Below are 26,052 nucleotides of genomic sequence, written 5' to 3'. Positions count from 1 at the left end.
GCGGGGTGCTCGTCGTCGCGTCGGCCGCGTCACTTCGAGACCTGTTCGATCGATCGGTGTTCGTCGCGGTGGCGGATGCAGGCCGATCCGTGTCCGTCCCCGTGATCGGTAACCGCCGGTTCGGTCGTCTCACACGGCGTCACGAACCGTTCGGCGAGCAGTTCTGCGGCGCGGTCGCCGTCGTCGTCGACGAGCCGTCTCAACGCCTGCGTGAGCGTTCGTTCGGCGTCCGGATCCGAGAGCGTCTCCGGGAGCCCGAACTCGGCTCGGATCCGCCGTCTGACGGCACTATCGTCCCGTTCTGTCGAGTCGGGCTCGTCTTCCGTGGCGCTCCGGCGGAACTTCGCAACCTCGAGCGTGCCGGATTCGAGCTCCGCTCGAAGAGTCAACAGTCCGCGCCAGTGTGACTGCTCGAGGTCGAGGCCCTCGGGCTGGACGACCCTATGACAGCGGGTGTGAAACCGGCAGCCACTCGGCGGGTCGGACGGTTCGGGGACGGGTCCACGCAGTTCGATGCTCTCGCGGCTCGCGTGCGGGTCGGGCGTCGGCACCGCAGAGACCAGCGCCTCCGTGTACGGGTGCTGTGGGTTCGAAAACACCGCCTCGGTGTCGCCGATCTCGACGATCTCGCCCAGATACATCACCGCGACGCGGTCACAGATCTCCCGAACGACGGCCATGTCGTGGCTGATAAAAAGCACCGACAGGTCGAACTCCCGCTGGAGATCGTCGATCAGCGCGAGCACTTCCGCCTGGACGGAGACGTCGAGCGCGGAGACCGGCTCGTCGGCGACGACGAGTTCGGGGTTGAGAACGAGCGCGCGGGCGAGTGCGATCCGTTGTTTCTGGCCGCCGGAGAACTCGTGTGGGTACCGGTCGTAGTCCGACGCCGAGAGGCCGACGCGCTCAAGGAGGTCCTCGACGATCGCCCGTCGTCTGTGTCGGTCGGTCATCCCGTGGACGTACAACAGCTCCGCGATCGATCCGCCGACGGTCATCCGCGGGTCGAAACTCGAGGACGGATCCTGGAAGATCATCTGGACGTCCCGACGAAACGCCGTCAGTTCCGCCGCGTCGAACTCGGTTACGTCGTTTGGATGCGGACGTGTACCGTCGGTGCTGGGTGTCGATCCGTCGCGGCCGCCCCCGTTGAAGATCACCTTTCCGTCGGTCGGCTCCTCGAGTCTGACGATCGTCTCCGCGGCCGTGGACTTGCCACAGCCGCTCTCTCCGACGAGCCCCAGCGTCTCGCCGGGGTAGATGTCGAAGCTGACGCCGTCGACCGCTTTCACCGATCCGACCCGTCGCGAGAGCAGCCCGCGTGTGATCGGGTAATACTTTTTCAGGTTTCGGACGGAGAGCAACGGCTCGGGACTCATCGGTTCACCTCCGGGTCGTTCGGCCCCGGCCGATCGAGCTCGGAGCTGACGACCGCGTCGTCGTACTCCGGCCCGTAGTAGACACAGGAGACGGCATGGCCCGGCTCGATCGTCCGTTCCGGGGGCTGGTCGCCGACCGTACACGCCTCGCGTGCGTGTTCGCACCGATCGGCGAACCGACAGCCGTCCGGCGGATCCGTCGGATCCGGCAGCGAACCTGGGATGCCTGCAAGCGTCTCGCCCCTGCCGGGGAGACACGCGAGCAGTTCCCGCGTGTAGGGGTGGGCGGGCCGGTCGAAGACGTCGTAGACGTCACCGCGTTCCATCACCTTGCCGGCGTACAACACGACGACCCGATCAGCGATCTCTGCGACGACGCCTAAGTCGTGGGTGACGAACAACAGCCCCATGTTCAGCTCGGTTTGGAGCTCGGAGAGCAGATCGAGAATCTGTGCCTGGACGGTCACGTCGAGGGCGGTCGTCGGCTCGTCGGCGACGAGCAGGTCTGGGTTGGTGACGAGCGCCATCGCGATCATGAGCCGCTGTTTCTGGCCGCCGGAGAACTCGTGGGGGTAGTCGTCGATCCGCGTGCTCGCGTTCGCGATGCCGACCCGATCGAGCAACTCGACCGCTCGCGCCCGGGCCCGCTCCTCGGAGACGTCGTCGTGGACCTGGATCGCCTCGACGAGTTGCCAGCCGACGCTGTAACAGTGGTTCATCGCCTCCTGTGGATTCTGGAAGACGTGAGCGATCCGGTTTCCGCGAACGTCTCGGAGTTCTTCGTCGCTTCGTTCCGTAAGCTCCTGGCCGTCGAAGCGAACCGACCCCTCGACGCGTCCGGGCGGTTCCGCGACGAGTCGCGTGATCGACTCCGTCGCGACGGTCTTGCCGGAGCCGGATTCGCCGACGATACAGACCGTCTCACCGCGGTCGACCTCAAAGTCGACGCCGTCTGCGGCGACGAGCCGCCCCGACTCGGTCTCGAACGTCGTCGTGAGATCTTCGACGGCCAACAACGTATCGTTCCCGCTCATTCGATCGCCTCCGTTCTGTCGACTTCCGCGTTCGCTTCGGGGTTCAACGCGTCGAGCAGCGCGTCACCGACGAAGTTGAAGGCAAGAATCGTCAGAAAGAGGACGAACCCCGGCACGAGCACGATCCACGGCGCGAACGACAGGTCGTGTCGCCCGGCCTCGATGAGCCGTCCCCACGAGGGAACGTCCGCGCCGAGTTCGAGGAATGCGAGCTGGGCTTCGAACAGCAAGAATCCGGGAATGAGAAGCGTCAGCTGCGTGATGATGCTGCTTGCCGTGTTCGGGATCACGTGACGGACGACTACCCGCGGGAGGCTCGCGCCGCTCATCTTGCTCGCCTTGATGAATTCCGCTTCGGAGACCGAAAGCGCCTTGCTCCGGACGTATCGCGCCGTTCCGCCCCAGCCGAAGGCGGCGAAGATGATGATGAACACGCCGAGTGTCGTGCCGTAGATGTACACGATCAGCAGGAACATGATGAGCGTCGGAAACGAGAGCACGACGTCGGTGGCGCGCATCAACAACTCGTCGACCCAGCCGCCGGCGTACGCGCTGATCGTTCCGACCGAGATACCGACGACGACGACGATGAACGTCACGATGAACGCGATCTGCATGCTGACCGTCATCCCGTGGACGACGTACGCGAAGACGTCCTCGCCGGCTCGCGTCGTCCCCAGCGGATACTGCCAGGTTCCCTGACAGGCCCCGTCGACGACGTCGCCGACGCACTGGCCGGTGTGTGCCGCGTTGATCTCCCAGAACGCCGGCGGCTGGTGGCCCTCCCGGACGTTCGTCGCCGGCTCGTCGACGAACAGCGGGCCGAGCAACCCACCGACGAAGACGAACCCGAGCCAGACGAGACTCGCCACCGCCGGCCGGTTTCGCTTGAACTCGTTCCAGTAGTACGTCGTCAGCCGCGGATTCTGTACCATCGGCACGACGATGTACCACAGAAACAGCAGCAACGTCACCGCGAACATGTAATCGACCGGGTCGGGATCGAACGCGAGCCCCGCCGTCTCGACGACACCGGCGAGTCCGAACGGCGCACCCAGCTGCTCGGCGATCGTCTCGCGTGGACCGACGAACTGCCAGTCGTACAGCGAGAGGGCGAGCACCGGAATGACCGTAAGCGCCGCCAGTTTGGTGTTGAGCGAGAGTCTGGTTCGCGTTCCGGTCGAAAGCTCGTCCCAGTCGACCTGATCGAATTGGTCCGGTTTTTTCGTTGCCATAGTTACCTGTCGTCGTAGCTGATCCGCGGGTCGAGAACGGTGAAGGCGACGTCCTCGATCAGGTTCCCGACCACGGCGATAAACGTGAACGTAAGCGTCGCCCCGAGGACGAGGTTCGTATCCTGTGCGATCACCGCGTCGAAGGTCGTCCGTCCGAGACCCGGAATGCCGAAGATGACCTCGACGAGCAGCGACGACCCCCAAAAGAGCGCGAGCAACTGTCCGACGAGCGTCGTCGACAGCGGTACCATCGTCGGGCGCATGACGTGGTAGGCGTAGGCACGGAACGGCGAGACGCCCTTCGCTTTCGCCGTCTTCATGAACTCGGCGTTGATGAACTCGGCCGACTCGTTTCTGGCGACCCGTGCCGTCGCGGCGAGCGACCCCGTCACGAGGACGAACACCGGCAGTATCAGCTGTATGGCGTTTGCGAGGCTGAACACGGGCACCCCGGTCTGGTAGACCACCGGAATCCACTCGAGCCAGATCCCGAACACGAGCAACAACACGAGTGCGAAGAAGAAATTCGGCATCGCGTAGCCGGCGAAGACGAAGCCCGTCACGGCGTGGTCGCGCCAGCTGTACATGTTGGCCGCCGAGTAGACGCCGACCAGCGGCCCGAGAAGCAACGTCAGGATCGTCCAGGGGATCGAGTACTGCGCCGTATAGTACAGCGACTCCAGCAACGCCTCGGTCACCGGCTGGTTGCGACTGTCGGACCAGCCCCACTCGAGCGTGTACACGCCCGTCACGAAGTCCACGTACCGGACGTGCATCGGCTGGTCGAGCCCGCGTAGCTGTTCGACTCGCTCCGCGGCCGCCTCGGGATCGCCGCCCTCGAGTGCGGCCTGGGTCGCCGCCTGCTGGACGTTCGGGTCCGGCGCGAACGAGAGCAAGACGAACGCGATCGTGACGATGATCAGCGAGACGACGACCGCCCAGGCGAGCCGTGCAGCGACGTACCGTGTCAGTCCCATGGTCGCGTTTCCCTATCGCCCGTCATCGTCTCACTCCTCGAGGTGCCACGCAGCGAAGTCCCAGCCGTTCGAAAACGCCGTGATCGGTCCGCGAAGGTCCGGGTTGTAGCCGGTGATGTCGGGGCCGAACACCAGCATGATGTAGGGCTGTTCCTCTGAGATGCGGACGAACAGCTCCTCCATCGCGTCTGCGATTTCCTCCTCGGTCGTCGCCGTCAGTGCCTCCTGCATCAGTCCCGCGGCGTCGAACTCGGGATACCAGCCGGTCGGGTTGTAGCGGGCGTTCGCCCCGTTGAAAAACGCCTGATTGGTCAGCGGATTTCGCGGGTAGGTGTTCAGTCCGAGTACGACGGACATGTCCCAGGCTTCGTCCGAGGTCACGTCCCGCGGCCCGGGATTGTTCGGGTTGGCGATCCCGTCCCAGCTGACCTCCTCGCCACGGACCTCGTCCGTCCCCCCGACCGGATCGGCGGTCCAGAAGTCCTGGGCGAACCGTACGCCGTCGATCGGCTCGACCTCGACCTCGATCCCGAGGTTCGCCTCGAGTTCGTCCGCGATGACCTCGGCGTAGAGCTGTTCGGTCTCCTGGCCGGCGCTGTGATGCAGATCGAGTACGACCTGGTCACCGTCGGGCGTGACGAGCTCGTCGCCGTCGAACTGGTAGTCGTACGCCGACTGTGCGAACGCGTCCTCGGCGAGGTCGCGGGCGACCGCCTCGCCGTACGTATCGCCGACGCCGAATTTCGTGATCGCGTCCTCGCCGGGGTACCACTCCGACCACGCCGGCTGCCAGGTGTGGTGTTCTTCCGCAGTGCCACGATAGACGCCCTCGATGATCTCTTCTCTGTCGATGGCGGCGGAGATCGCCTGTCGGAACTCGACGATCCGAAACAGGTTGCCGGGTCCCGCGTTCCAGCCGTTGTCGCGCATGTTCATCGCCATGATCTGGTTGAACGGCTGTAAGATCTCGAGCACCCTGACGGTCGGATCCTCGTCGAACTCCTGGAACCGCTCCGGCGGAATGCCGGTCGCGTCTACCTCGCCCGTCTCGAGTTGGCCGAGCCGGGAGGACTGTTCCTCGACGATATCGATCGAGGCCTCCTCGAAGTACGGCGCGTTCTCGAACCACGGCGAGAGCTCGTCGGCGTAGTCTTGCAGATAGTAGTCGTCGTTGCGGCTGTAGGTCGTTCCCGACCCGCGGTCCCACTCCTCGAGGACGTACGGACCGAGGTTGCCGGTGAACGTCAACTCGAGCAGTTCGTCGTTTTGCTGCAGCCCCTCGAGGTCTTCGTCCTCGACGTACGGTTCGACCAGCTCCCTGGGGATCGGGTACTCGAGCGGGTCGAACGACTCCGGATACAGTGGGGACGGACTCGGCAGCTCGGCCTGGAACTCGAGGTCGCCGGTCTCGACGACGGTGACGTCGGCCCAGTCCACCGCGTTTGCCGTCGCCGCCCAGTCGGCCTGGTGGAGTTCCTGGATCAGGTAGACGAAGTCGTCGGCGGTCACCTGGCCGTACGGATCGCTGAACTCGAGGGTGTCCCGGAGTTCGAACACCCAGACCTCGTTGTCGTCCGTCCAGAGGTCGTACAGCAACGGAACGAGCTCGTCGTTCGCGTCGAACGTGTATCCCTGGTCGAGCGCCCTGCCGATCGCCGTTCCGGCACCCGACTCGGTGTTATAGATCGGATTCAGCGTCTCGAATGACGCGGGAGTGTTCGTGTCGTACGACCCGGAGACGGCCGGCAGCTCCTCCGGCGTCTCGTCGTGGTCGATCGGCACCTCGCCGTCGGCCTCGCCCGTTCCGTCGTCGCCGAGACAGCCGGCCAGTGCCATCGCACTCCCACCACCGAGCATCGCCAACCACTGTCGCCGGCTCGTCCCGAAACGCGTGTCCCGCCGAGCGATCTGCTGTGACATACGCAGCTAAAAGGAGGGAACCTACGAAAAACTGCCGGACACGACGTTCCATCTGATCACGACGGGAACTTGCCAAACTCCGACCGATTCTTGACCCCGCCGCACCGAGAGCCGGTATGCAGGTATTCGGTCTCATCGGAAACCCCGTCACCCACTCGCTGTCGCCGCCGATGCACGAGGCGGCCTACGACGAACTCGGCATCGACGCACGCTACGTCACGTTCGAACCCGATCCAGTGACCCTCGAGACGGCGCTCGAGGGCGCAGACGCCCTGGGCGTTCGCGGGCTCAACGTAACGATCCCGTTCAAACAGGACGTCCTCGCACACGTCGAACCCGACGAGCTGGCGAGGCGGATCGGTGCGGTCAACACGATCGACTTCTCCGGCGAAGGGCCGCCGACCGGACACAACACCGACGCCGGCGGCGCGCTCCGGGCGCTCGAACGCGTCGACGTCGACCTCGAGGGGGCCGGCGCGGTCGTCGTCGGCGCTGGCGGGGCCGGACGGGCGATCTCGTTCGGGCTCGCCGACGCCGGCGCGACCGTTGCGATTGCGAACCGGACCGAACCGAACGCTCACGACCTCGCCGACGAGGTCCCGGGAGCGTCGGGTCACGACCTCGAGTCGGTTCCCGACCTGCTCGCGGATGCCGACGTGCTCGTCAACGCGACCAGCGTCGGGATGGAAGAGGACGTCTCGCCGGTCCCGGCCGAGGCGTTACACGGCGACCTGACGGTTCTCGATGCGGTCTATCGGCCGCTCGAGACTCGGCTACTTCGCGAGGCGGCGGATCGCGGGGCGGCGACGATCGACGGCGCGTGGATGTTGCTCTACCAGGGCGTCGAGGCCTTCGAGCGCTGGACGGGCGCGGACGCGCCGGTCGAGGTGATGAACGAGGCGTTGCGGGAACGGCTGTAGTCGAGGCGTGCCGAACACGTCGTTTCCGACTACTGCCAGGATCGAACGACTTTATGTGACGACGCAACCTACGTGATGGTAATGGCGATCCTCCAGAAACTGAAGTCGCTGCTCGGACTCGGCGACTCCCGTTCCGAGCGACGGCGCGACCGGGACGTCGCAGTGACCGTTGAGCGCGAGGGCGGCCAGTCGGACGACGCGACCGAATCGAACGCGGCCGTTCCGGGCGATCCCGCAGAGGTATCCGAGACCGACGCTGTCTCGCCGACCGGCGACGAAGAACCGGCAGCGGCCGATCTCGTGGAAGGCGACGAGACCGCCGAGGAACGCGACGGAGACGGCACCGACGAGGAAGCCGACCTCGAGGAGTCGGCCGCGGCGGGAAGCGACGCCGCAGCCGCGACCGACTCGCTGACCCAGCAAAGCGAGCGTCCAGACGAGGCGGCCGAGCCCGCGGAGGCGACCGGTCCGTCGGAGGCAGACGCCGCACCGACGGACGAGAAAGCCGGCGAGTCGGTCCAGCCGGTGCCGGTCGACGACATCAAAGGTATCGGGCCGGCCTACTCCGACCGACTCGCCGACGCCGGCGTCGAGACCGTACGCGACCTCGCGGCCGCGGATGCCGAGGCACTCGCCGAGGAGACAGACATCTCGGCGACGCGCATTCAGGGCTGGATCGACCGTGCAGAGGTTCGATAACCCGCCTCGGCGGCCGTCGAACCGCAAGACGGTTAGTCGGTCGCGTTCACGTTCCTGCCATGGCCCGGGTCGTGACCACGCTCGAGGCGTTTCGTCGCGTCGCGCGGGACGCTCCGTCCGGCGTGCGGATCCCCGTCGAGGTCCGCCTCGAGGTCACGGACCCGTTTCTCGCCTACAGACGCGCACGAGACGACGATGGCGGAGCCATCCTCGAGACGACCGGCGGTCAGTCGGGCTGGGGATACTTCGGCGTCGATCCGGTCGAACGACTCACCGTCGGCCCGGACGCCGTCGCCCGCTCGGACGGCTCACCCACGCTCGCTGCACTCGAGGGACTGCTCGCCGGCGAACGGCTCGTCCGCGGAGCGTGCTCGATTCCCTACCCCTGTGGCGCGATCGGCTGGCTCTCGTACGACGTCGCTCGCGAACTCGAGGAACTGCCGGGATCGGCCGACGACGATCGGGGGCTGGCACGCCTCGAGGTCGCCGTCTACGACCGGCTCGCGGCCTGGAAGGAGCCGAGAGACGGCGAGACGGTACTACGGATTGGGGCCTGTCCTCGCCTCGAGGACGATCCGGAGCGGGCTTACGAACGGGGCAAGGAACGAGCGCTCGAACTCGTCGAGCGAATCCGCGAGGGCGACCGCTCGGTCGGCGAGCCGCCGACGACGGCGGCGACGGCGACGTTCGAGAGCGACTGCGGCCGGGAAGCGTTCGCCGACCGGGTCCGGGCGGTCAAGGAGTCGATCCGCGACGGCGATACCTTCCAGGCGAACGTTTCCCAACGGCTCGTCGCGCCCGCGGCGGTCCATCCCGTCGCAGCCTACGACGCCCTCAGGCGGGTCAACCCCGCGCCGTACTCCTGTCTGCTCGAGTTCCGAAACGTGGATCTGGTGAGTGCCAGTCCCGAGTTGCTCTTAGAGCGCGACGACGAGTTCGTCCGGACGGAGCCGATCGCGGGCACCCGTCCGCGCGGGGAGACGCCCGACGAGGACGAGGCACTCGAGGCCGACCTGCTCGGCGACGAGAAAGAGCGGGCCGAACACGCCATGCTGGTCGATCTCGAACGCAACGATCTCGGAAAGGTCTGTCAGTACGGCAGCGTCGAGGTCAGTGAGTATCGCCGGGTCGATCGCTACTCGGCGGTGATGCACCTCGTCTCGAACGTGGCCGGCCGCCTGCGTGCGGACGCGACGCTCGCCGACGCGATCGCCGCCGTTTTCCCCGGCGGGACGATCACCGGCGCGCCGAAGCCGAAGACGATGGAAATCATCGACGAGCGCGAGGCGACCCGCCGCGGCCCCTATACGGGCAGCGTGGGCGTCTTCGGCTTCGACGGCCGGGCGACGATGAACATCGTGATCCGGACGCTCGTCCGCCACGACGACGAGTACCACCTCCGGGTCGGTGCGGGGATCGTTCACGACTCCGATCCGTACCGCGAGTACGACGAGACCCTGGACAAAGCGCGAGCGCTCGTGACCGCCGTCGACGAGGCACTCGGCGAGCGGGCGGCGATGGCGGTCGGAACCGACGGTGATCGGCCGTGACCGCGAACCCGAGCGAAACGCGCGTGCTCGTGGTGGACAACTACGACTCGTTCGTCTACAACCTCGTCCAGTACGTGGGTGAACTCGCCGACGAGGTGGTCGTTCGGCGCAACGACGCGATCTCGCTCGCGGACGTGCGCGAACTGGATCCGACGGGAATCGTCGTCTCACCCGGCCCCGGCACGCCCGCGGAGGCAGGAATCTCGAGTCCCCTGTTCGCCGAGACCGAGTACCCGATCCTGGGGGTCTGTCTCGGGCACCAGGCGCTGTGTGCGGCCCACGGCGCGCCCGTCGTCCACGCCCCCGAGGTCGTCCACGGTAAACCCTCCGTCGTCTCCCACGACGGCGACGGCGTCTTCGAGGGACTTCCCGAGCGCGTTCAGGTCGGTCGGTATCACTCGCTCGCTGTCGAACGCGACGCGCTTCCCGACGCCCTGTGTGAGACCGCGACGACCACGGACGAACGCGAGGTGTTGATGGCCGTCCGCCACCGGAAACTGCCCCACGTCGGCGTCCAGTTTCACCCCGAGAGCATCCTGACGCGCGACGCCGACGGCACGGACGACGGCGCCTGCGGCCGGGAAACCTCGCTCGAGTTCGGCAAGCGGATGATCCGGAACTTCTGTGTGATGGCTCGCGAGTGGAGGGAGACCTCGTGAGCGAACTGCTGTATCACGTCGACGGCGAACTCGTCCCTGCCGGCGAGGCGACCGTTTCGGTCGAGGACCGCGGCTTTCGGTACGGCGACGCCGCCTTCGAGACGTTGCGAGCGTACGGCGGCGACCTCTTCGAGTGGCCCGCCCACGCCGACCGCCTCGAGCGAACCTGCGACGTCCTCGCGATCGACCACGGCCTCTCGCGGACTGACCTCCGCAGGCGGATCGACGAGACGCTTTCTGCGAACGACCTCGCGGACGCGTACGTCCGCCTCTCGATTACTCGCGGCGTCCAGCCCGGAAAACTCACCCCCGACCCCGAGGTCGATCCGACGGTCGTCGTCTACGTCGCCCCCCTTCCACGGGGTGGTCTCGACGGCGAACCCGTCTGGGACGGGCCGGCGACGGTAGAGACCGTCTCCACACGCCGGATCCCCGACGCGGCGATTCCGGCGGCGGCGAAGACCCACAACTACCTGAACGGCATCCTCGCCCGGACCGAACTCACAGACGGCGACGAGGCCCTGCTGCTCGACGTCGACGGCCACGTCGCGGAAGGCGCGACGAGCAACGTCTTCTTCGTCGACGACGGCACGCTCTATACGCCGACGACCGACGGCCCCGTGTTGCCAGGGATCACCCGCGAGGCCGTCCTCGAGCTGGCGATGGAGGCCGGAATTTCGACTCACGAGGGACGGTACGTGCCAGCGACGGTCCGCGAGGCCGACGAAGCCTTTCTTACGAACTCGACGTGGGAACTCCGTCCCGTCGCGTCGATAGACGGCGTCGATATCGGCGGCGGGCCGGTCGCCGACCGACTCGCGAGGCTGTTCGACCAGTGCGTCGAACGGACGTGTTATTCGTAGCTCCTCGAGTCTGGAGTACGACGGCGTTGCGCTGGGGAACTCGATCGGCTGGAGAGCGAGTCTACGTCGAGACAGCCACGTCGCTCACCGTCCGTTGAGCACCGGAGAAGGGATCGTCTCACTCGAGACGCAGATCACGAGTCGAGACTGCATCGCACTTCGGACAGCTGTGCTGGTACGTGACCTGCGCTCCCGAGGTAGCCGCCTGCCAGCTGCCGTTTTCGTCGACGTATCCACAGTCTCGGCAACGGAACCCGGTTGCATCGAGTTTCTGTCGGAGTCGATCGAACGGTGAACTTCCGTTTCTGCCGTCTCTTGCTGCCATGGACCATGGTATGTGATAACGTCACATAAGTTTGTCTGTTATTAACAACCATGGTCCTGGGGAATGAACGGCCGGGGTGGCGTCTCTCGACCCGGCTCTAGCTCGAGTTCACCGAATTTCGAGGCGGATGCCACGGGGCTCGACCCCGAGGCGGGTGAGCAACCACCACACTTCATAGGCGACGCCTCCCTGTGTAGGCTCATGGACGAGCCCGACGCGCCGCGGGAGGGTGAGTCGATCGGTGACGGTCAGCCGGCTGCCCTCGAGCGCATCGTCGACCCCGTCGTCGCCGTCGCCGACGGAACGGTCAGTTACGTAAACGCCGCCGCGACCGAGGCGTTTGACCTCTCCGGCGACGCGGTCGGTCGAGCGGCCGGCGACGTCCTCGGGGAGGTCTGGGACGACCTCGAGGGGGCGATCGACGAGACGGCCGTCGGCACCGCACGGACGGTCGCGCTCGCGGACGACCGGTTCGACGCCCGCGTCCACCGGGACGTCGACGGGGCAACGGTCACGTTCGACGGCGACGCAGACGCACTCGATCGCGACAGAGTACTCAAAGACCGGGCGATCGACGAGACGCCCGTCGGCGTCACGATCTCCGATCCCGACCGGGAGGACAACCCGCTGATCTACGTCAACGACGCCTTCCAGGAGATCACGGGCTACGACGTCGAGGAGATCGTCGGCCGCAACTGCCGGTTCCTCCAGGGCGAGGACTCAGATCCCGAGGCAGTCGCCGCCATGCGCGAGGCCATCGAGGCGACCGAACCGGTCACCGTCGAACTGAAAAACTACCGCAGAGACGGCACGGAGTTCTGGAACGAGGTGACCATCGCCCCCGTACGCGACGACGACGGCACCGTCACGAACTACGTCGGCTTCCAGAACGACGTCACCGCACGCAAGAACGCCGAACTCGAGGCCCAGCGACGTCGGACCGAACTCGAGCGCGTCCTCGAACGCGTCGAGGGGCTGGTCAAAGACGTCACCGCCGCCGTCGCGGGGGCGTCCTCGCGGGACGACCTCGAGGCGGCCGTCTGTGACCGGATCGCCGCCGAGGCGAGCTACGAAACGGTCTGGATCGGCGAGCGAACGCCCACGACCGACTCGGTCGAAGCGCGCGCGACGGCCGGTGAGGAGGGATCCGTCTCCGTCGACGGTGACCACCCCGCCGTCGCCGCGCTCGAGGGCGACGAGTTCGTCGTCGACGCCGGCGGAGAGACGACCGTCGCAGCCGTCCCGTTGTCGTACAACGACGTCGAATACGGCGTGTTGACCGTCCGGACGGCACCCGGCGAGGCCGTCGACGACCGCGAGGAGGTCGTCCTCTCCGCGCTCGCCCGGGCGGTCGCGAGCGGGATCAACGCCCGCGAGACGAGTCGGATGCTCGCGACCGACGCCGTCGTCGCGGTCGACCTCGAGATCGCAGACGACGACCTCGCGCCGGCCGCGCTCTCGGCTCTCGCCGACTGTGAACTCGAGTACCGCCGGTCGGTCCATCGCACCGACGCCGAGACGACCTCGCTGTTTACCGCCACGGGTGCATCGATGGCAGATCTCGAGGCGGCCGCGACCGAGCTTCCCGGCGTCGACCTCGAGCCAGTCGTCGAACGCGAGTCGTCGTCGCTGATCGAACTCGAAATCGAAGACGGGATCGTCGAGTGGCTCTCCGACCGCGGTGGCGTCGTCCGAACGATCACCGCCGCGGACGGGACAGCGACGCTGACACTCGAGCTACCCAGATCGGCGAACGTCCGTGACGTCGTCGACGCCCTGACACGGCGGTATCCGGAGACCGACGTCCGCTCGGTCCAACAGCGAGACCGCAGCGACGAGACCAGCCAGGAGTTCGCCCGCCGGCTCGAGAAAGCGCTCACCGACCGCCAGCTGGCGGCGTTGCGGCGGGCGTATCTCGGCGGGTACTTCGAGTGGCCGCGTCCGACGACCGGCGAGGAACTCGCGGCGTCGATGGACGTCACCCGGCCGACGTTTCACGAACACCTCCGGACCGCGGAAGCGAAGCTCTGCCGGGCGTTTTTCGATGCGTAGCGTCCTCGGAAAAGTCCGTGACTGGCGTCGATGGACGATTCCGTCGATTTTGGTCGGTTCCGTTCATCGATGCTCGTCTGGGTCCATCTGAACGGCGCTTTACCTCGGTGTAGGGCGCTGCTAGGACCGTAAACGGTCCGGGACGGTCGCCTGCGTTTATAACCGGTGGTGTGATATCTGGGCTCATGCTCGAGGTACTACAGATCGGCGGCGGCGGCTTCCTGTACTGGGCACTCGTCTTTTTCGTGCTCGCAATCGTCGCTGCGGCGGTCGGCGCTCGAGGCGTCGCCGGAATTTCGATGGAGGTCGCCCGAATCTTCGTGGTGGTCTTTCTGATCCTCGCCGTCGTCTCGCTGTTGCTGTAACGGTTCGCCTGCAAACATCGCCTCCTGATGTCTGATATTAGTTATACTATCCCAAGTATGAAACTCATTCTAGTTACGACCGACAGGGAATAACTAACACCCTGGACATCCAATACAAGGTACGGAGGTTACCATGACAGAACTCGGCGGATTTCAGGACAAGGTTGCCCGCGTCGACCTCGGCGAGGAGTCGGTTGCGTACGAGTCGATCGACGACGAGGACGCGACGAAGTACATCGGCGCGCGCGGCCTCGGCGTAAAGTACGTCTTCGAACAGGGGCCGGACGTCGACCCGCTCGGCCCCGACAACCTGCTCGCGTTCATGAACGGGCCGCTGTCGGGCACGCAGGTGACGATGAGCGGCCGCATCGCCGTCTGTACCAAATCGCCACTGACGGGGACGGTCACCGACAGCCACCAGGGCGGCTGGTCGGGCGCGCGTCTGAAGTGGGCCGGTTTCGACGGCCTGCTGTTCGAAGGTCAGGCCGACGACCCGGTATACGCCTACGTCGAAGACGGCGAACTCGAGTTACGAGACGCCTCTCACCTCTGGGGCAAGGGCTTTCACGAGGCCCGTGACACGCTCGAAGAAGAGGTAGACGGCGAGTACGGCAAGAACCTCTCGATCATGGGGATCGGTCCCGGCGCGGAAAACGAGGTCCGCTTCGGGTGTATCATCAACGAGGACGACCGTGCTTCCGGGCGGGGCGGCACCGGCTGTGTGATGGGGAACAAGAACCTCAAGGCGGTCGTCGTCAAATCGGGGACAAAGATGCCCCAGCCCGCGGATCCGGAGACGTTCAAGGAGGGCCACCAGGCCGCGATGCAGGCCATCCAGGAGTCGGACGTCACCGCACCAAACGAGGGCGGGCTCTCGGTGTACGGGACCAACGTCCTGATGAACATCACCGAGGAGATGGACGGCCTCCCGACGGGCAACGCCCGCTACACGAGCACCCGCGCCGCGAGCGAGGACAGAGGCATCGACTTCGACGCCGAACGTGTCTCCGGCGAGAACGTCCGCGAGAACATCCTCGTCGACGAGCCGACGTGTCACTCCTGTCCAGTCGCGTGCAAGAAGGAAGTCGAGGTCGACTACATGCACAAAGGCGAGGAGATGAACGTCCGCATGGAGTCCTTCGAGTACGAGCCCGCGTTCTCGCTCGGTCCGAACTCCATGAACGACGACAGAGACTCCATCGCCGTGATGATCGACCGCTGTAACGACCTCTCGATCGACGCCATCGAGACGGGCAACATGCTCGCGATGGCGATGGAGATGAGCGAGGACGGCAACGTAGACGAGGACGTCGACTGGGGCGACACCGAGACGATGATCGAGATGATCAAAAAGATCGGCCACCGCGAGGGCATCGGCGACCTGCTCGCGGAGGGTGCCGACCGCATCGCCGAGGAACTCGACGCCCACGAGAACTCGATTGCGGTCAAGGGCCAGACGATTCCAGCCTACGACCCCCGCTGCATGAAGGGGATGGGCATCGGCTACGCCACCTCGAACCGCGGTGCCTGTCACCTTCGCGGGTACACCCCCGCCGCGGAGATCCTCGGCATCCCCGAGAAGGTCGATCCCTACGAGTGGGAGGGCAAAGGCGAACTCACCGCCCAGTTCCAGGACCTCCACGCCATCAGCGACTCCTTCGACATCTGCAAGTTCAACGCCTTCGCCGAGGGCATCGAGGAGTACGTCACCCAGTACAACGGGATGACCGGCCGCGACGTCAGCGAGGACGAACTGCTCCAGGCCGGCGAACGCGTCTACAACCTCGAACGCTACTACAACAACCTCGTCGGCTTCGACGGGAGCGACGACTCACTGCCGGAGCGATTCCTCGAGGACGGTATCCCCGGCCAGGGCGGCTCCGACGGCGAGTACTGCGAACTCGAGGAGATGAAAGACGAGTACTACGACCACCGCGGCTGGGTCGACGGCGTCGTCCCGGACGAGAAACTCGAGGAACTCGAGATCGAGATCGGCCCCGGCACCGGCGTCAGCGGTGGCGGTGCGGCCGCAGCCGGCGACGACTGATCCACCCACCGATCGGATCGGTTTCGGCGGCCACGACGCGGTTCGAGTAATCGCAGGCCTGGGCTACGTCGAACTCGGCAGAGGGGATACTCAAATATGGAGGACACACCCACACGAGAGGCGGGCTCGACCGTCGGTCCGCACGGGAAACCGACGGCTGACGTCGACGAGTTGGTCACACACGGACAGACGATCGCAAACGGCGTTCGCCTGCACTACGTCGCGGCCGGCCCCGAGGACGGACCGCCGGTCGTCCTGCTCCATGGCTTCCCGGAGTTTTGGTACACCTGGCGCGAGCAGCTGCCGGCGCTCGCCGCGGCAGGCTATCGCGTCCTCGCGCCCGACATGCGCGGGTACAACCGCTCGGAGAAACCCCACGGGATCGACGTCTATCGGCTCCCGACGCTCGCGGACGACGTCGCGGCGTTCGTCCGGACGGTAAACGACGCTGCCCACGTCGTCGGCCACGACTGGGGCGGCGTCGTCGCCTGGGACGTCGCCCGATCTCACCCCGAAACCGTCTCGACGCTGTCGGTCCTGAACGCACCGCATCCGGTCGAGTACGCCCGCGAACTCGATCTCGAACAAATCCGGCGCTCGTGGTACGCTCTCACGTTCCAGCTCCCGTGGCTGCCCGAGCGGCTGCTCGCCAGACGCGGGTTCGCCTCGCTCGAGCGGCTCTTCCGGGAGTGGACGGTCCGACCCGACGCGTTCACCGACGACGATCTCGCACGCTACCGGGTCGCGCTCCGTCAGCCGGGGGCGCTCGAGTCCGCGATCAACTACTACCGGGCGTTCGCTCGGACCATGGTCCGAGATCAGCTCCCGGGAGCGATCCCGGTCGTCGGCGACCGGTTGGTCGAACCCGTCGACCGGGTCGACGTCCCGACGCTCGTCTGCTGGGGCGAGCGCGATCCGGCGCTGTCTCTCGCCCGGAGCGACGGCCTCGAGGCGTACGCCACCGACGTCGTCGTCGAGCGGTATCCGGACGCTGGCCACTGGGTCCACCTCGACGCTCCGGGGCGGGTAACCGAACGGCTGCTTTCGTCTTTCTCGAGATGAGAACGCGATCCCCCGTCACACGCCAGCACACTACTTACGCCGTTGTCTCCGGGAGAGACGAGTATGCTCGTCCACCTCAACCAGTATCGTCGCGACGACGCCAACGAAACCGTCCGGTCCGACGGCGACGTCGATCCCGACCACGAGTCCGACGAGTACTTCGACACCGACGAACTCGAGGCCGACGAGGGCTGGGAGCGGGTCACCCACCGCGGCGAGACGGTTCTCCGTCGAGCGATGAGTTACGACGACGTCGCCGCGGTATCGGTTCCACAGGACGACCTCGAGGAGACGGACGACGACCTACCGGGTCACGATCTACAGATCCGTCGCGGCGGTGACACGGAGATCGTGACCCAGGCGCAACTCGTCGAGGCGACCGACCAGAATCCTTAATCGGTCGCGCCAGCGGGTGCTCCCGCGCGGATCCTCCGGCCGGTGTAGGCGACGTATCCGGCGAAGATGAGTCCCAGAAGGCCGGCGACGACGTTACTCCACAGCAACGCGTCGACCCCAATCTCGAAGGTAAACGGGGCGGCTATCGTCCACAGTGCGAGGAGGGCAACGAGCGACATCGCGCCGACGCTGGTCGGATAGTCGTTGACGATCCGGTAGTAGTTGTAGCCCGCGATCAGGAAAATCGCCGCGCCGATGATCACGTTGTTCCAGAGTCCCGCGTCCGTGGCAGCGTACACGAACGGCGAGACCAGGATCCAGAGTCCAACCAGCGAGGCGATGCCGCTAAGCCACTTCATTCCCTCCGGTTCGGCCATCGTTTCCGATCGTCCTTCCGGTCGCTCGGCTGTGTCACTCATACGCGGATCGGAGACGGGAGTGGGCATAAACTACACCGGTTGTTTCGATGATAGTATGGGTGATTACCGATAGCCGATCCAGCCACATCCGTATGGGACGTCCAACGATCGATTGAGTGAACCCAGAGTGGGACCCGCCACTCGATTCCGACTCGAGTAATCACGCACTGGGATCGACGTCTCGGCTGAAACGGTCGCACGTCGATTACGGCTCGCCGACGGCCTCACCGGTCCCGATGCGAACCCGAACGGTCGTTCGTTCCGATCACGACCGGATCACGGATCTCGAGTGCCGACTCGAACTCCGCCTCGCGGTCGTGGCGGCGGCCGATCCGTAACAACTGCTCTTCGTGTGTCCGTCGAACCGCAGCGGTCTCGCGCCGATCGAACCCGAGCCGGTCGCCGATATCCACCCAGTGATCCCGCTCGACGAGGAATACCTCGAGATCGTCGCCGTCGTAGACGCGTTCGTAGCTGCGTCGGTACGTCTCGAGTCGCGTCTCGAGGTCGGTCTGGACGCGCTCGAGGAGGACGGGGAGTCGCTGCGGAGGGACGCTCGCTTTCGCCGCCGCGAGCACGAGCACCTGTCCCTCGATCGGTTCGCCCGCCATCAGCCACCTGCCCGCATCGCCTTGCGGGCGAACGTCTCGACGAGGTCTTCGAGGCCGTTTTCGTCCTCGCTCTCGAAGACGACCGTCACCTCGGTGAGAGTAAGTGACGGACCGACCGCGACGGTGTCACTCGAGAGGTGAGCTCGCCAGCCGTCGCCCTCGACGACGCCGTCGTCGACCTGTTCGCCCCCGAGGTTGCACAGGTACCGGATCGCGAGTCGCTCCGAGATGCCACGGAACGAGCGTTCGACGCGTGCAGTCACACTCGAAATTCGGGCGGCAGTGAGATAAACTCGCGGCCAGCGACGAACAGCGCCGTCACGTCGACCCGCTGGCACCGCCCGCAATCGGCGGAAACACCGAGAGCAGGTCACCGTCCTCCAGGTCGGTCGCCACTCCCTCCATGTGGGCGACGTCGCGGCCGTTTTTCAACACGCTTAGCTGTGGACGGATCTCACCGTCTTCGATCAACTGTCCCTCGAGACCGTCGTACTCGCCTTCTAACGTCTCGAGAACGTCGCCGACGGTGGCGTCGTCGTCGAACTCGCGCTCGAGTTCTTTCCGTCCGACGGCCTCCCGAAAGGTCGCGAAAAATCGCAACTCGAGTTCCATGTCCGTACGGTCGATGCGAACTGACATAAGTTCGGGCGTCGGACGATCGGTTGTGAGTTGCGTTCGAGGCAACTGCAGGACGGTTCGTCGTTGGCCCGACGCTCTCACCTGCTATTCCAGCTCGGCGACGTCGGGTCCGGCCGCGTAGGTGACGCCGTCGAGCGCAGCCGACTCGAGCGCCTCCTCGATCGCCGCCGCGCCACGGTCCATCGCTTCGGCTCGGTCGTCGGCCTCGACGACGACGGTCACGGCGAATGCGACTCCGATCGTGTACGGCTCGAACGGCGCCGTCGGCTGCTCGGCGACGTCGGCGTCGGTGATCACCCAGTCTGTGATCTCACCTTCGTCCTCGAGGTCGACAAACGTCGCCGCGAGCTGGTCTATCGCCTCGTCTCTGGCAGTCGTCTCGCTGCCTCCGTGCAGCGTCACGAGCGTCGTTCCGTCACGAGAGACGGCGTACTCCATGGAAGCGATATCGAGTGCTAAGATTTGAACCCTCGGATGATCGTCGTGGAGGGTCGACAACTAGAGATCCTGAAGGCGAATGCCGTCCTCGACCAGCCTGGCGTTTCGTTCACGATCGAGACGATCGGCGAGGTCCTCGTGTTCGTAGAGCTGACCGATCAGATCAGCATAGAGGTTGCGCCAGGCGATTGCGTAGATCGGTGACTGTCCCCACGCTCGCAGTTCGGGGACGAACTCGTCGTAGGTCTCGAAGCGCCGTTCGAATCGATCGATCGCATCGAGGACGTGGCCGGCCGCCTCGCGGTCGTCGTCGGCCTCTGCAATCGCACGGTTGATCCGTCGCTCCCAGCCTGCGACCGCCTGTTGCATGTCGGCTGCAGCGTCGTCGTCGCCGTCGGGCAGTCGCTCGAGCAGCGGTTTCGGAACGCCGAGTGATACCTCGTCCATGCTCCGGTAGACGTCACCGATCGATAAGAAACCCCGTACCGGACCCCCGGAGACGTATCGCGCTGGCGGATTTCGCATCCGCTCTCGCGGTCGGTACCCGTCCTCCAGCGTCGGTGTCAGTTGGGTTAGCTAGCCACGGCTACGAGACGGCGGTGCCAGCAAGTCGTCCGGCGGCCAACTGTCCAGCTCCGTGGCGGCCTCGAACAGCTCGGCCGTCGCCTCGTCGTCGGTAAGCGATACCCTACGTTCGTCCCAGTCGACGTCGACGGTGTCCGTCGCTACCAGCTGTGGGAGGTGAGTGTGAACCAACCGTACTCGAGCTCGCTCGACTGCGGAACTGCTGACCGTTTCGGGAGTGATCTTGTGTCTTCGGGCAGCGACGTGCCGTGATAGTTCGTCTACGGAGACGCCGTCGTCTCGCTCGACCAGTTCGTGGAGTACGAGCTGGCGGTCAGCGCTAGCGAGGACGCGGAACGCCTCCGTCTTCTTCATTCTAGGTTCTATCTGGAGCAAGGCCCCTACCCTGAAAGCTGCTCCGTCTAAGTATATTGGTGTGCGCTGGCACAGCCGACCTGCCGAGAACTGCGGGTTTCGCCAGTTCTCGTTTTCGCGCAGCCACGATTCATATCTCGATATATGGTTTATGGTGGACGTATCCTCTACTCCGATCGCTTCTCGCTCGAGTGCGCCGCGAGTCTGAAGTCCGGTGTGACGGCGACCATGCACTCAGACCGGACGGCACCGGCGTCACTCGCCGGCGCTCTCTGGAAGCGAGGTCGAGGTGGTCTTCGAGTTTCGGCGTTCGCGGGATCGGAGCGTGCGACGTGGTTCAAGACGAGTGCCTCGAGGTTTGACCCCATCGTCGAAGCGCACCGGACTCGAGACGGACGATCGACACCGCGTCGGTCCGTAGGCGAAGTCGCGTCTTCTCCGACGCGTACGGTTTTGTCCGAGAGACCACCGATGCACGACGATCACGTTCGGAATAAATATTAATAAATCACATATCGCGATATGAAATCCAATCGCACGGCGACCTGCGCTACCGAGCACTACATTTACCCGCACGGCTCCCGTCCACTCGACAATCATGGCGAGCACCGACCGCCCGGACGGTGGCGAACTCCGGGCCCCTGTTCGGCAGCAAGAAACAGTCGCCGAACTCGGGCGACGCGCCCTCGAAACCGACGACCTCGAGGCGTTCGTGGAGGCAGCGGCGAGCGCCGTCACCGATGTCCTCGAGGCCGATTGCTGTACGCTTTTCGAGGCCCGCGGCGACGAACTGGTGCTTCGTGAGGGCGTCGGCGTGGCGGACGACCTCGTCGGATCCGCGACGGTGCCGGCCGACCGGGACTCCCAGGTCGGGTACGCGCTGCTCACCACCGAGCCGGTCGTCGTCGGGGATCTCGAGGCCGACTCGCGTTTTCTGTCGGATCGACTCGCCGGCCGTGACGTCACGAGCGGGATCACCGTCGTCGTCGGTCCGACCGAGAATCCGTGGGGCGTCTTCGGCATTTACACGACCGATCGACGGTCGTTCGCCGACCACGACGTCACCTTCGTCCGAAACGTCGGCAACGTTCTCTCGTCGGCGATCGAAAACGAGCGAGTGAAACGACGGCTCCACGAAGAACGGACGCTGAACGAACGGATCGTCGAGACGAGTCCGATCGGAATCACGATCGTCGGGAGAGACGGCGAACTGCAGTTCGCGAACGACCGCGCCGAGGAGATATTCGGGCGAGAGAGAGCGTGGATCAACGAACTCAGTTTCGACGATCCCGACTGGGACGAGATCGGCGTCGACGGGGAGCCACTCGAGAGGGAGGACCTGCCGTTCCCACGGATCATCGAGAGCGGAGAGCCGTTGTACGATCAGGTCAGTGGCGTCCTCCGCCCGGACGGCGAACGCGTCTGGATCTCCGTCAATGGAGCGCCGCTCCGTGACGAGCGCGGGGAGATAGAGGGCGTCGTCTTCGCGATCGAGGACGTCACCGAGCGCAAGGAGATCGAACGGGAGCTTCACAAGAGCGAACGGAAGTTCCGCCAGCTCGCGGAGAACCTCGAGCAGGTCGTCTGGATGTCGACGCCCGAGAAAGACGAGATGCTCTACGTGAACCCGGCCTACGAGGAGGTCTGGGACCGGAGCCGGGAACAGCTGTACGAGAATCCGGACGCGTTTCTCGAGGCGATTCATCCGGACGATCGAGACCGCGTTCGGGCGTCGCTCGACGGTCAGAAAGGGGGCGAGTACGACGAAGAGTACCGGGTCGTCCGTCCCGACGGGACGGTTCGGTGGGTGCGGGATCGTGCGACGCCCGTGTACGAGGACGGTGCGGTCGATCGGATCGTCGGGATCGCAAACGACGTCACCGAACGCAAGCGTCGCGAGCGGACACTCGAAGAGAGCGAACAGCGCTATCGGACGCTACTCGAGCACTTCCCGAACGGTGCGGTCGCGCTGTTCGACGAGAGCCTCGAGTATACGATCGCAGGCGGCGAGTTGCTCGACGAGCTCGGTATCGAAAGCGAGGAGATCATCGGCGAATCCGTCGACGAACGGTATCCCGAGGAGCTGGTTTCACGGATCGAGCCGAAGTTCCGCGGCGCGCTCGCGGGCGAAGAACATTCCGTCGAGATCGAGTACTACGACAGAGACCTACTCGTCTACACGCTGCCCGTCCGCAACAGTTCGGGCAACATCTTCGCCGGGATGCTCATGGCACAAGACGTCACCGAGCGCAAGGAGGCCCGGCGCAAGCTCGAGGAGTTGGTCGACGAGCTCGAGGCCTCGAACGAACAGTTGGAGCAGTTCGCCTACGCCGTCTCACACGACCTCCAGGAGCCGTTACGGATGGTCTCGAGCTACCTGACGCTACTCGAGCGACGCTACACGGACGAACTCGACGACGACGCCCGGGAGTTCATCGGCTTCGCGGTCGACGGAGCCGACCGGATGCAAGCGATGATCGACGGGCTGCTCGAGTACTCGCGGATCGACACCCGCGGCGATCCGTTCGAGCCGGTCGAACTCGATGCGGTACTCGAGGAGGTACTCGCCGATCTCGAGGTTCGGATCGAGGAGAGTAACGCCGACGTCACGGTCGAGTCGCTCCCTCGCGTCTACGGCGATCGCAGCCAGCTTCGACAGGCGTTTCAAAACCTCATCGCGAACGCGATCGAGTACTCAGGCGAGAGACCACCACGGGTCGCCGTCACCGCCGAACGGGCGGACGAGGGTGAAAGCGAGACGTGGCGCGTCTCCGTCGAGGACGACGGCATCGGTATCGAACCGGAGAACGCGGACCGCATCTTCGAGGTCTTCAACCGCCTCCACAGCCAGGACGAACACCCCGGAACGGGGATCGGTCTCACGCTCTGTCGGCGCATCGTCGACCGCCACGGCGGCGAGATCGACGTCGAGTCCGAACCCGGCGAGGGGTCGACGTTCACGGTTTCACTGCCAGCAGTACCACCAAATACGGACCATGAGTAACGACCGGACCCGACGAACGACGCCAGCACAGATCCTCCTCGTCGAGGACAACCCCGGCGACGTCAGACTCACGGAGGAAGCGCTCGCGGAGGGACGAATCGAGAACGACCTCCACGTCGTCACCGACGGCGTCGAAGCCCTCGAGTTCCTCGAGCGACGCGGCGAGCACGCGGATGCCCCACGACCCGATCTCGTCTTGCTGGATCTCAACCTCCCGCGCAAAAACGGTGACGAGGTGCTCGAGGTGATGAACGACGATCCGGATCTCCAGCGCATTCCGGTCATCGTGTTGACGAGCTCGAAAGCCGAAGAGGACGTCATCTCCTCGTACGAACTGTGTGCGAACGCCTACCTCACGAAGCCGGTCGATCCGACCGAGTTCATCGAAACGATCAGGGCGTTCGAACAGTTCTGGCTCAGTATCGTGCGACTACCGCCGGAGGAGAGACCATGAGAGACGCCGACGTCACAGATGCCACCGACGACGGAAGCGCCGGGAGCCTCGACGTACTCCTCATCGAGGACAACCCCGGCGATGCCAGGCTGATCCGGGAGATGCTCGCCACCGCCGAGGAACTCGGACAACGCGTCGCGCCCGGTGGTTCCGAGACGGCCACGACCGAACCGGTCGTCGACCACGAGACGCAACTCGAGGACGGTCTCGAACACCTCGAGTCGGCGTCAGTCGACGTGATACTGCTCGATCTCAACCTGCCCGACAGCAAGGGGCTCGAGACGCTTCGTGAGACGCTCGCGACAGTCGAGTGGACCCCGATCGTCGTCCTGACCGGCGTTCGCGACCAGGAGATCGGGCTTCAGGCGATCGAACAGGGCGCCCAGGACTACCTCGTCAAAGACGAGGTGACCGACGAGCTGTTGATCCGATCGATCCAACACGCCATCGAACGCAACAGGCAGAAACGCGACCGCGAGCGCCGACGCCAACAGCTCGCGTCACTCAACCGGCTCAACGAGATCAACCAGGACGTCATCCACGACGTCATCACCACGTCCTCGCGGGCAGAGCTCGAACAACACGTCTGCGATCGTCTCGTCGAGGCCGAGCGCTATCGGTTCGCCTGGATCGGTCAGCTCGAACGCGGCGGCACGGAGATCGTCCCGACGGCGTCTGCCGGCGTCTCGGAGGGCTACCTCGAGGAAGTCACTATCACGGCGGACGAGGGAGATACCGGAGCCGGGCCGGCGGGAACCGCGGTACGGACGGGGGAGGTCCAGATCGCCAGCGACATCGAGACGGATCCAGACTTCGAACCCTGGCGTGACCGGGCGCTCGAGCGAGGGTTCCGATCGTCGGCGACTATTCCCATCACTCACGAAGGGCTCCGCTATGGTATCTTGAACGTCTACGCCGATCGACCGAACGCGTTCACGGGTGCGGAACTCGAGGTCTTAGCCGGGCTGGGAGACATCATCGGCCACGCGATCGCCGCGATCGAACGCAAGGACGCGCTCGTCAGCGACTCGGCGCTCGAACTCGAGTTCCGGCTCGAGGGCGTCGCCGAGGAGCTGATCGCGCTCGCAGACGAGGGGGACGGAACGGTCCAGGTCGAACAGCTCCACGGACGCGAGAACGCCATCTTCGCCTACGGAACGGCGTCGGATCTCCCTCGGGAGGAGTTCCAGGAGGTCGCCGCCGACACCAGCCTCGTCGACGGCGTACGCCTGCTCACCGGCGGCTACGACGAGTTCGAGTTCGAGGCCAAGACGACGGCCGGCCTCGAGTTGGTCGACACCCTCGCAGCTCAGGGTGGCAGGCTGGCCTCCGCCACGATCGACGACGGCGAGTTCCGGTTCGTCGCGACGGTCCCACACGGGGCCGACGCACGCCAGCTGATCGACGCGATCGAGGAGCACTGTCCGGCCGCCGACCACGTCGCCCAGCGGACGGTGACACGAACCGCAGACGACCTGCTCGACTACCAGGCGATCCTCGAAAACCTCACCGAGAAACAGCGCGAAGCCCTCGAGGTCGCCGTCTACGCGGGCTATTTCGACTGGCCGCGTGCGAGCACTGCCGAGGAGATCGCCGAGCGACTCGACATCACGTCGGCGACGTTCACCCAGCATCTCCGGGCCGCCGAACGGCAGTTCTTCGAGACCGTGTTCGATCGATGAGCGGGCCTTAGCGGCCGACGCGATCCGCGTAGCCGGCGTCGATCGATACGCCGGAGGGATCGACCCGACACGAATCCGGGTCGTACTCGAGCAGGCCCAACTCGTCCATCTTGGGAAGGTGGACGTGGTGGAGGTCGATCGCCACGCGTTCGACAGCGTCTTCGTTGGCAGCGTCGATGCCCTCCTCTCGTGCGACGATCCCCGCCGCCAGCTCGTCGAGAGCGACCGAGCTGGTGTTTCCGCCGAGGACGTCGATCGTCAGTCGGCGCCGTTTCGACACGAGCAGTTCGTGATACTCGTCCGTCGTCAGTTCGACCGCATCGGCGCGTTCGTCCGATCCATTGTTCGATCGATGGAGCATAGATTTTCGATCCAGGCCAAGA

27 protein-coding genes are annotated in these 26,052 nt (G+C 65.4%); 13 read left to right on the top strand and 14 right to left on the bottom strand.

The genetic code is table 11. The features are described 5' to 3' along the window. Positions 1 to 29: 29 nt before the first annotated feature. Genes QQ977_RS12715 through QQ977_RS12695 form a run of 5 tightly spaced genes read right to left on the bottom strand, consistent with a single transcriptional unit; the run spans position 30 to position 6,545 of the window. Positions 30 to 1,379 carry an ABC transporter ATP-binding protein gene (locus QQ977_RS12715; RefSeq protein WP_285926148.1) on the bottom strand — a complete coding sequence of 450 codons (1,350 nt, stop codon included), beginning with the start codon at positions 1,377 to 1,379 and terminating at the stop codon, positions 30 to 32. After that, on the bottom strand, positions 1,376 to 2,413 hold the full coding sequence (locus QQ977_RS12710) for an ABC transporter ATP-binding protein (RefSeq protein WP_285926147.1): 1,038 nt from the start codon (positions 2,411 to 2,413) through the stop codon (positions 1,376 to 1,378). The genes QQ977_RS12715 and QQ977_RS12710 overlap by 4 nt, the downstream gene beginning before the upstream one ends. After that, entirely contained in the window at positions 2,410 to 3,648 is a 1,239-nt protein-coding gene (locus tag QQ977_RS12705) for an ABC transporter permease (protein ID WP_285926146.1), read from the bottom strand. The genes QQ977_RS12710 and QQ977_RS12705 overlap by 4 nt, the downstream gene beginning before the upstream one ends. Before the next feature lie 2 nt (positions 3,649 to 3,650). After that, positions 3,651 to 4,625, bottom strand: coding sequence for an ABC transporter permease (locus QQ977_RS12700; protein ID WP_285926145.1), 975 nt, complete (start codon positions 4,623 to 4,625; stop codon positions 3,651 to 3,653). Positions 4,626 to 4,655: 30 nt separating this feature from the next. After that, complete coding sequence (locus QQ977_RS12695) at positions 4,656 to 6,545, bottom strand: ABC transporter substrate-binding protein (protein WP_285926144.1); 1,890 nt, start codon at positions 6,543 to 6,545, stop codon at positions 4,656 to 4,658. A 116-nt stretch (positions 6,546 to 6,661) separates the two neighbouring features. Here QQ977_RS12695 and QQ977_RS12690 point away from each other — a divergent pair, with 116 nt between their 5' ends. The 5 genes from QQ977_RS12690 (at position 6,662) to QQ977_RS12670 (ending at position 11,236) form a co-directional block, all read left to right on the top strand. Next, positions 6,662 to 7,465: a shikimate dehydrogenase gene (locus QQ977_RS12690; RefSeq protein WP_285926143.1), complete on the top strand. Its 804-nt coding sequence runs from the start codon at positions 6,662 to 6,664 to the stop codon at positions 7,463 to 7,465. An 81-nt stretch (positions 7,466 to 7,546) separates the two neighbouring features. Next, positions 7,547 to 8,164, top strand: a complete 618-nt coding sequence (locus QQ977_RS12685; protein WP_285926142.1) for a helix-hairpin-helix domain-containing protein — start codon at positions 7,547 to 7,549, stop codon at positions 8,162 to 8,164. Between the two features lie 59 nt (positions 8,165 to 8,223). Continuing rightward, positions 8,224 to 9,714 (top strand): aminodeoxychorismate synthase, component I, encoded by a 1,491-nt coding sequence (gene pabB / locus QQ977_RS12680; RefSeq protein WP_285926141.1) that lies wholly within the window; start codon positions 8,224 to 8,226, stop codon positions 9,712 to 9,714. After that, the gene (locus QQ977_RS12675; protein WP_285926140.1) at positions 9,711 to 10,373 is read left to right on the top strand and encodes an anthranilate synthase component II; all 663 of its coding nucleotides are present in this window, start codon (positions 9,711 to 9,713) and stop codon (positions 10,371 to 10,373) included. Before pabB ends, QQ977_RS12675 begins: the two co-directional genes overlap by 4 nt. Continuing rightward, positions 10,355 to 11,236 carry an aminotransferase class IV gene (locus tag QQ977_RS12670; protein ID WP_285926139.1) on the top strand — a complete coding sequence of 294 codons (882 nt, stop codon included), beginning with the start codon at positions 10,355 to 10,357 and terminating at the stop codon, positions 11,234 to 11,236. The genes QQ977_RS12675 and QQ977_RS12670 overlap by 19 nt, the downstream gene beginning before the upstream one ends. Positions 11,237 to 11,354: 118 nt before the next feature. Here QQ977_RS12670 and QQ977_RS12665 read toward each other — a convergent pair whose 3' ends face one another. Beyond that, positions 11,355 to 11,561, bottom strand: a complete 207-nt coding sequence (locus QQ977_RS12665) for an HVO_0649 family zinc finger protein (RefSeq protein WP_285926138.1) — start codon at positions 11,559 to 11,561, stop codon at positions 11,355 to 11,357. Positions 11,562 to 11,762: 201 nt separating this feature from the next. Between QQ977_RS12665 and QQ977_RS12660 the strand changes: the two genes are divergently transcribed. The 5 genes from QQ977_RS12660 to QQ977_RS12640 all read left to right on the top strand — a co-directional run bounded on the left by QQ977_RS12660 (position 11,763) and on the right by QQ977_RS12640 (position 17,483). Beyond that, the gene (locus QQ977_RS12660; protein WP_285926137.1) at positions 11,763 to 13,613 is read left to right on the top strand and encodes a bacterio-opsin activator domain-containing protein; all 1,851 of its coding nucleotides are present in this window, start codon (positions 11,763 to 11,765) and stop codon (positions 13,611 to 13,613) included. A 185-nt stretch (positions 13,614 to 13,798) separates the two neighbouring features. Then, positions 13,799 to 13,978: a DUF1328 family protein gene (locus QQ977_RS12655; RefSeq protein WP_285926136.1), complete on the top strand. Its 180-nt coding sequence runs from the start codon at positions 13,799 to 13,801 to the stop codon at positions 13,976 to 13,978. 133 nt (positions 13,979 to 14,111) lie between these two features. Continuing rightward, positions 14,112 to 16,025, top strand: a complete 1,914-nt coding sequence (locus QQ977_RS12650; protein ID WP_285926135.1) for an aldehyde ferredoxin oxidoreductase family protein — start codon at positions 14,112 to 14,114, stop codon at positions 16,023 to 16,025. Positions 16,026 to 16,121: 96 nt separating this feature from the next. Further along, the gene (locus QQ977_RS12645; RefSeq protein WP_285926134.1) at positions 16,122 to 17,087 is read left to right on the top strand and encodes an alpha/beta fold hydrolase; all 966 of its coding nucleotides are present in this window, start codon (positions 16,122 to 16,124) and stop codon (positions 17,085 to 17,087) included. Between the two features lie 63 nt (positions 17,088 to 17,150). Beyond that, the gene (locus QQ977_RS12640; protein WP_285926133.1) at positions 17,151 to 17,483 is read left to right on the top strand and encodes a hypothetical protein; all 333 of its coding nucleotides are present in this window, start codon (positions 17,151 to 17,153) and stop codon (positions 17,481 to 17,483) included. On the opposite strand, the gene QQ977_RS12635 is transcribed toward QQ977_RS12640, so the two are convergent. The 7 genes from QQ977_RS12635 to QQ977_RS12605 form a co-directional block, all read right to left on the bottom strand. After that, on the bottom strand, positions 17,480 to 17,902 hold the full coding sequence (locus QQ977_RS12635; RefSeq protein ID WP_285926132.1) for an SPW repeat domain-containing protein: 423 nt from the start codon (positions 17,900 to 17,902) through the stop codon (positions 17,480 to 17,482). The genes QQ977_RS12640 and QQ977_RS12635 overlap by 4 nt on opposite strands. Before the next feature lie 224 nt (positions 17,903 to 18,126). Beyond that, complete coding sequence (locus QQ977_RS12630; protein WP_285926131.1) at positions 18,127 to 18,513, bottom strand: hypothetical protein; 387 nt, start codon at positions 18,511 to 18,513, stop codon at positions 18,127 to 18,129. Further along, positions 18,513 to 18,776 carry a hypothetical protein gene (locus tag QQ977_RS12625; protein WP_285926130.1) on the bottom strand — a complete coding sequence of 88 codons (264 nt, stop codon included), beginning with the start codon at positions 18,774 to 18,776 and terminating at the stop codon, positions 18,513 to 18,515. Before QQ977_RS12625 ends, QQ977_RS12630 begins: the two co-directional genes overlap by 1 nt. 55 nt (positions 18,777 to 18,831) lie before the next feature. Further along, entirely contained in the window at positions 18,832 to 19,125 is a 294-nt protein-coding gene (locus tag QQ977_RS12620) for a ubiquitin-like small modifier protein 1 (protein ID WP_285928709.1), read from the bottom strand. 111 nt (positions 19,126 to 19,236) lie between these two features. Next, positions 19,237 to 19,590 carry a hypothetical protein gene (locus QQ977_RS12615; RefSeq protein WP_285926129.1) on the bottom strand — a complete coding sequence of 118 codons (354 nt, stop codon included), beginning with the start codon at positions 19,588 to 19,590 and terminating at the stop codon, positions 19,237 to 19,239. A 60-nt stretch (positions 19,591 to 19,650) separates the two neighbouring features. Next, positions 19,651 to 20,037, bottom strand: coding sequence for a hypothetical protein (locus QQ977_RS12610; RefSeq protein WP_285926128.1), 387 nt, complete (start codon positions 20,035 to 20,037; stop codon positions 19,651 to 19,653). Positions 20,038 to 20,166: 129 nt separating this feature from the next. Beyond that, a complete protein-coding gene (locus QQ977_RS12605) occupies positions 20,167 to 20,529 on the bottom strand; it encodes a DUF7344 domain-containing protein (RefSeq protein ID WP_285926127.1) in 363 nt (120 codons plus the stop codon). 598 nt (positions 20,530 to 21,127) lie between these two features. Here QQ977_RS12605 and QQ977_RS12600 point away from each other — a divergent pair. From QQ977_RS12600 to QQ977_RS12590, 3 genes are read left to right on the top strand one after another with little or no spacing between them, the layout of a single operon-like run. Further along, positions 21,128 to 23,533 (top strand): PAS domain S-box protein, encoded by a 2,406-nt coding sequence (locus QQ977_RS12600; protein ID WP_285926126.1) that lies wholly within the window; start codon positions 21,128 to 21,130, stop codon positions 23,531 to 23,533. Next, positions 23,526 to 23,987, top strand: a complete 462-nt coding sequence (locus tag QQ977_RS12595) for a response regulator (protein ID WP_285926125.1) — start codon at positions 23,526 to 23,528, stop codon at positions 23,985 to 23,987. Before QQ977_RS12600 ends, QQ977_RS12595 begins: the two co-directional genes overlap by 8 nt. Continuing rightward, positions 23,984 to 25,669, top strand: coding sequence for a bacterio-opsin activator domain-containing protein (locus QQ977_RS12590; RefSeq protein ID WP_285926124.1), 1,686 nt, complete (start codon positions 23,984 to 23,986; stop codon positions 25,667 to 25,669). Before QQ977_RS12595 ends, QQ977_RS12590 begins: the two co-directional genes overlap by 4 nt. Before the next feature lie 7 nt (positions 25,670 to 25,676). Here the strand turns inward: QQ977_RS12590 and QQ977_RS12585 are convergent, their stop codons facing one another. Then, entirely contained in the window at positions 25,677 to 26,030 is a 354-nt protein-coding gene (locus QQ977_RS12585; RefSeq protein ID WP_285926123.1) for a DUF7344 domain-containing protein, read from the bottom strand. Positions 26,031 to 26,052: the final 22 nt, after the last annotated feature.

The organism is Natrialbaceae archaeon AArc-T1-2, from assembly GCF_030273315.1.
Taxonomy (GTDB): domain Archaea; phylum Halobacteriota; class Halobacteria; order Halobacteriales; family Natrialbaceae; genus Tc-Br11-E2g1.
The sequence above is the reverse complement of the archived record's forward strand: the minus strand, read 5'-3'. Positions and strand labels throughout refer to the sequence as shown.

Coding starts and splice junctions, on each gene's coding strand:
- QQ977_RS12650 (WP_285926135.1), top strand. CDS start 14,112: ATGACAGAACTCGGCGGATTTCAGGACAAGGTTGCCCGCGTCGACCTC.
- pabB (WP_285926141.1), top strand. CDS start 8,224: ATGGCCCGGGTCGTGACCACGCTCGAGGCGTTTCGTCGCGTCGCGCGG.
- QQ977_RS12710 (WP_285926147.1), bottom strand. CDS start 2,413: ATGAGCGGGAACGATACGTTGTTGGCCGTCGAAGATCTCACGACGACG.
- QQ977_RS12640 (WP_285926133.1), top strand. CDS start 17,151: ATGCTCGTCCACCTCAACCAGTATCGTCGCGACGACGCCAACGAAACC.
- QQ977_RS12620 (WP_285928709.1), bottom strand. CDS start 19,125: ATGGAACTCGAGTTGCGATTTTTCGCGACCTTTCGGGAGGCCGTCGGA.
- QQ977_RS12595 (WP_285926125.1), top strand. CDS start 23,526: ATGAGTAACGACCGGACCCGACGAACGACGCCAGCACAGATCCTCCTC.
- QQ977_RS12605 (WP_285926127.1), bottom strand. CDS start 20,529: ATGAAGAAGACGGAGGCGTTCCGCGTCCTCGCTAGCGCTGACCGCCAG.
- QQ977_RS12615 (WP_285926129.1), bottom strand. CDS start 19,590: ATGGAGTACGCCGTCTCTCGTGACGGAACGACGCTCGTGACGCTGCAC.
- QQ977_RS12695 (WP_285926144.1), bottom strand. CDS start 6,545: ATGTCACAGCAGATCGCTCGGCGGGACACGCGTTTCGGGACGAGCCGG.
- QQ977_RS12665 (WP_285926138.1), bottom strand. CDS start 11,561: ATGGCAGCAAGAGACGGCAGAAACGGAAGTTCACCGTTCGATCGACTC.
- QQ977_RS12635 (WP_285926132.1), bottom strand. CDS start 17,902: ATGAGTGACACAGCCGAGCGACCGGAAGGACGATCGGAAACGATGGCC.
- QQ977_RS12600 (WP_285926126.1), top strand. CDS start 21,128: ATGGCGAGCACCGACCGCCCGGACGGTGGCGAACTCCGGGCCCCTGTT.
- QQ977_RS12590 (WP_285926124.1), top strand. CDS start 23,984: ATGAGAGACGCCGACGTCACAGATGCCACCGACGACGGAAGCGCCGGG.
- QQ977_RS12645 (WP_285926134.1), top strand. CDS start 16,122: ATGGAGGACACACCCACACGAGAGGCGGGCTCGACCGTCGGTCCGCAC.
- QQ977_RS12690 (WP_285926143.1), top strand. CDS start 6,662: ATGCAGGTATTCGGTCTCATCGGAAACCCCGTCACCCACTCGCTGTCG.
- QQ977_RS12705 (WP_285926146.1), bottom strand. CDS start 3,648: ATGGCAACGAAAAAACCGGACCAATTCGATCAGGTCGACTGGGACGAG.
- QQ977_RS12685 (WP_285926142.1), top strand. CDS start 7,547: ATGGCGATCCTCCAGAAACTGAAGTCGCTGCTCGGACTCGGCGACTCC.
- QQ977_RS12610 (WP_285926128.1), bottom strand. CDS start 20,037: ATGGACGAGGTATCACTCGGCGTTCCGAAACCGCTGCTCGAGCGACTG.
- QQ977_RS12585 (WP_285926123.1), bottom strand. CDS start 26,030: ATGCTCCATCGATCGAACAATGGATCGGACGAACGCGCCGATGCGGTC.
- QQ977_RS12715 (WP_285926148.1), bottom strand. CDS start 1,379: ATGAGTCCCGAGCCGTTGCTCTCCGTCCGAAACCTGAAAAAGTATTAC.
- QQ977_RS12655 (WP_285926136.1), top strand. CDS start 13,799: ATGCTCGAGGTACTACAGATCGGCGGCGGCGGCTTCCTGTACTGGGCA.
- QQ977_RS12700 (WP_285926145.1), bottom strand. CDS start 4,625: ATGGGACTGACACGGTACGTCGCTGCACGGCTCGCCTGGGCGGTCGTC.
- QQ977_RS12660 (WP_285926137.1), top strand. CDS start 11,763: ATGGACGAGCCCGACGCGCCGCGGGAGGGTGAGTCGATCGGTGACGGT.
- QQ977_RS12630 (WP_285926131.1), bottom strand. CDS start 18,513: ATGGCGGGCGAACCGATCGAGGGACAGGTGCTCGTGCTCGCGGCGGCG.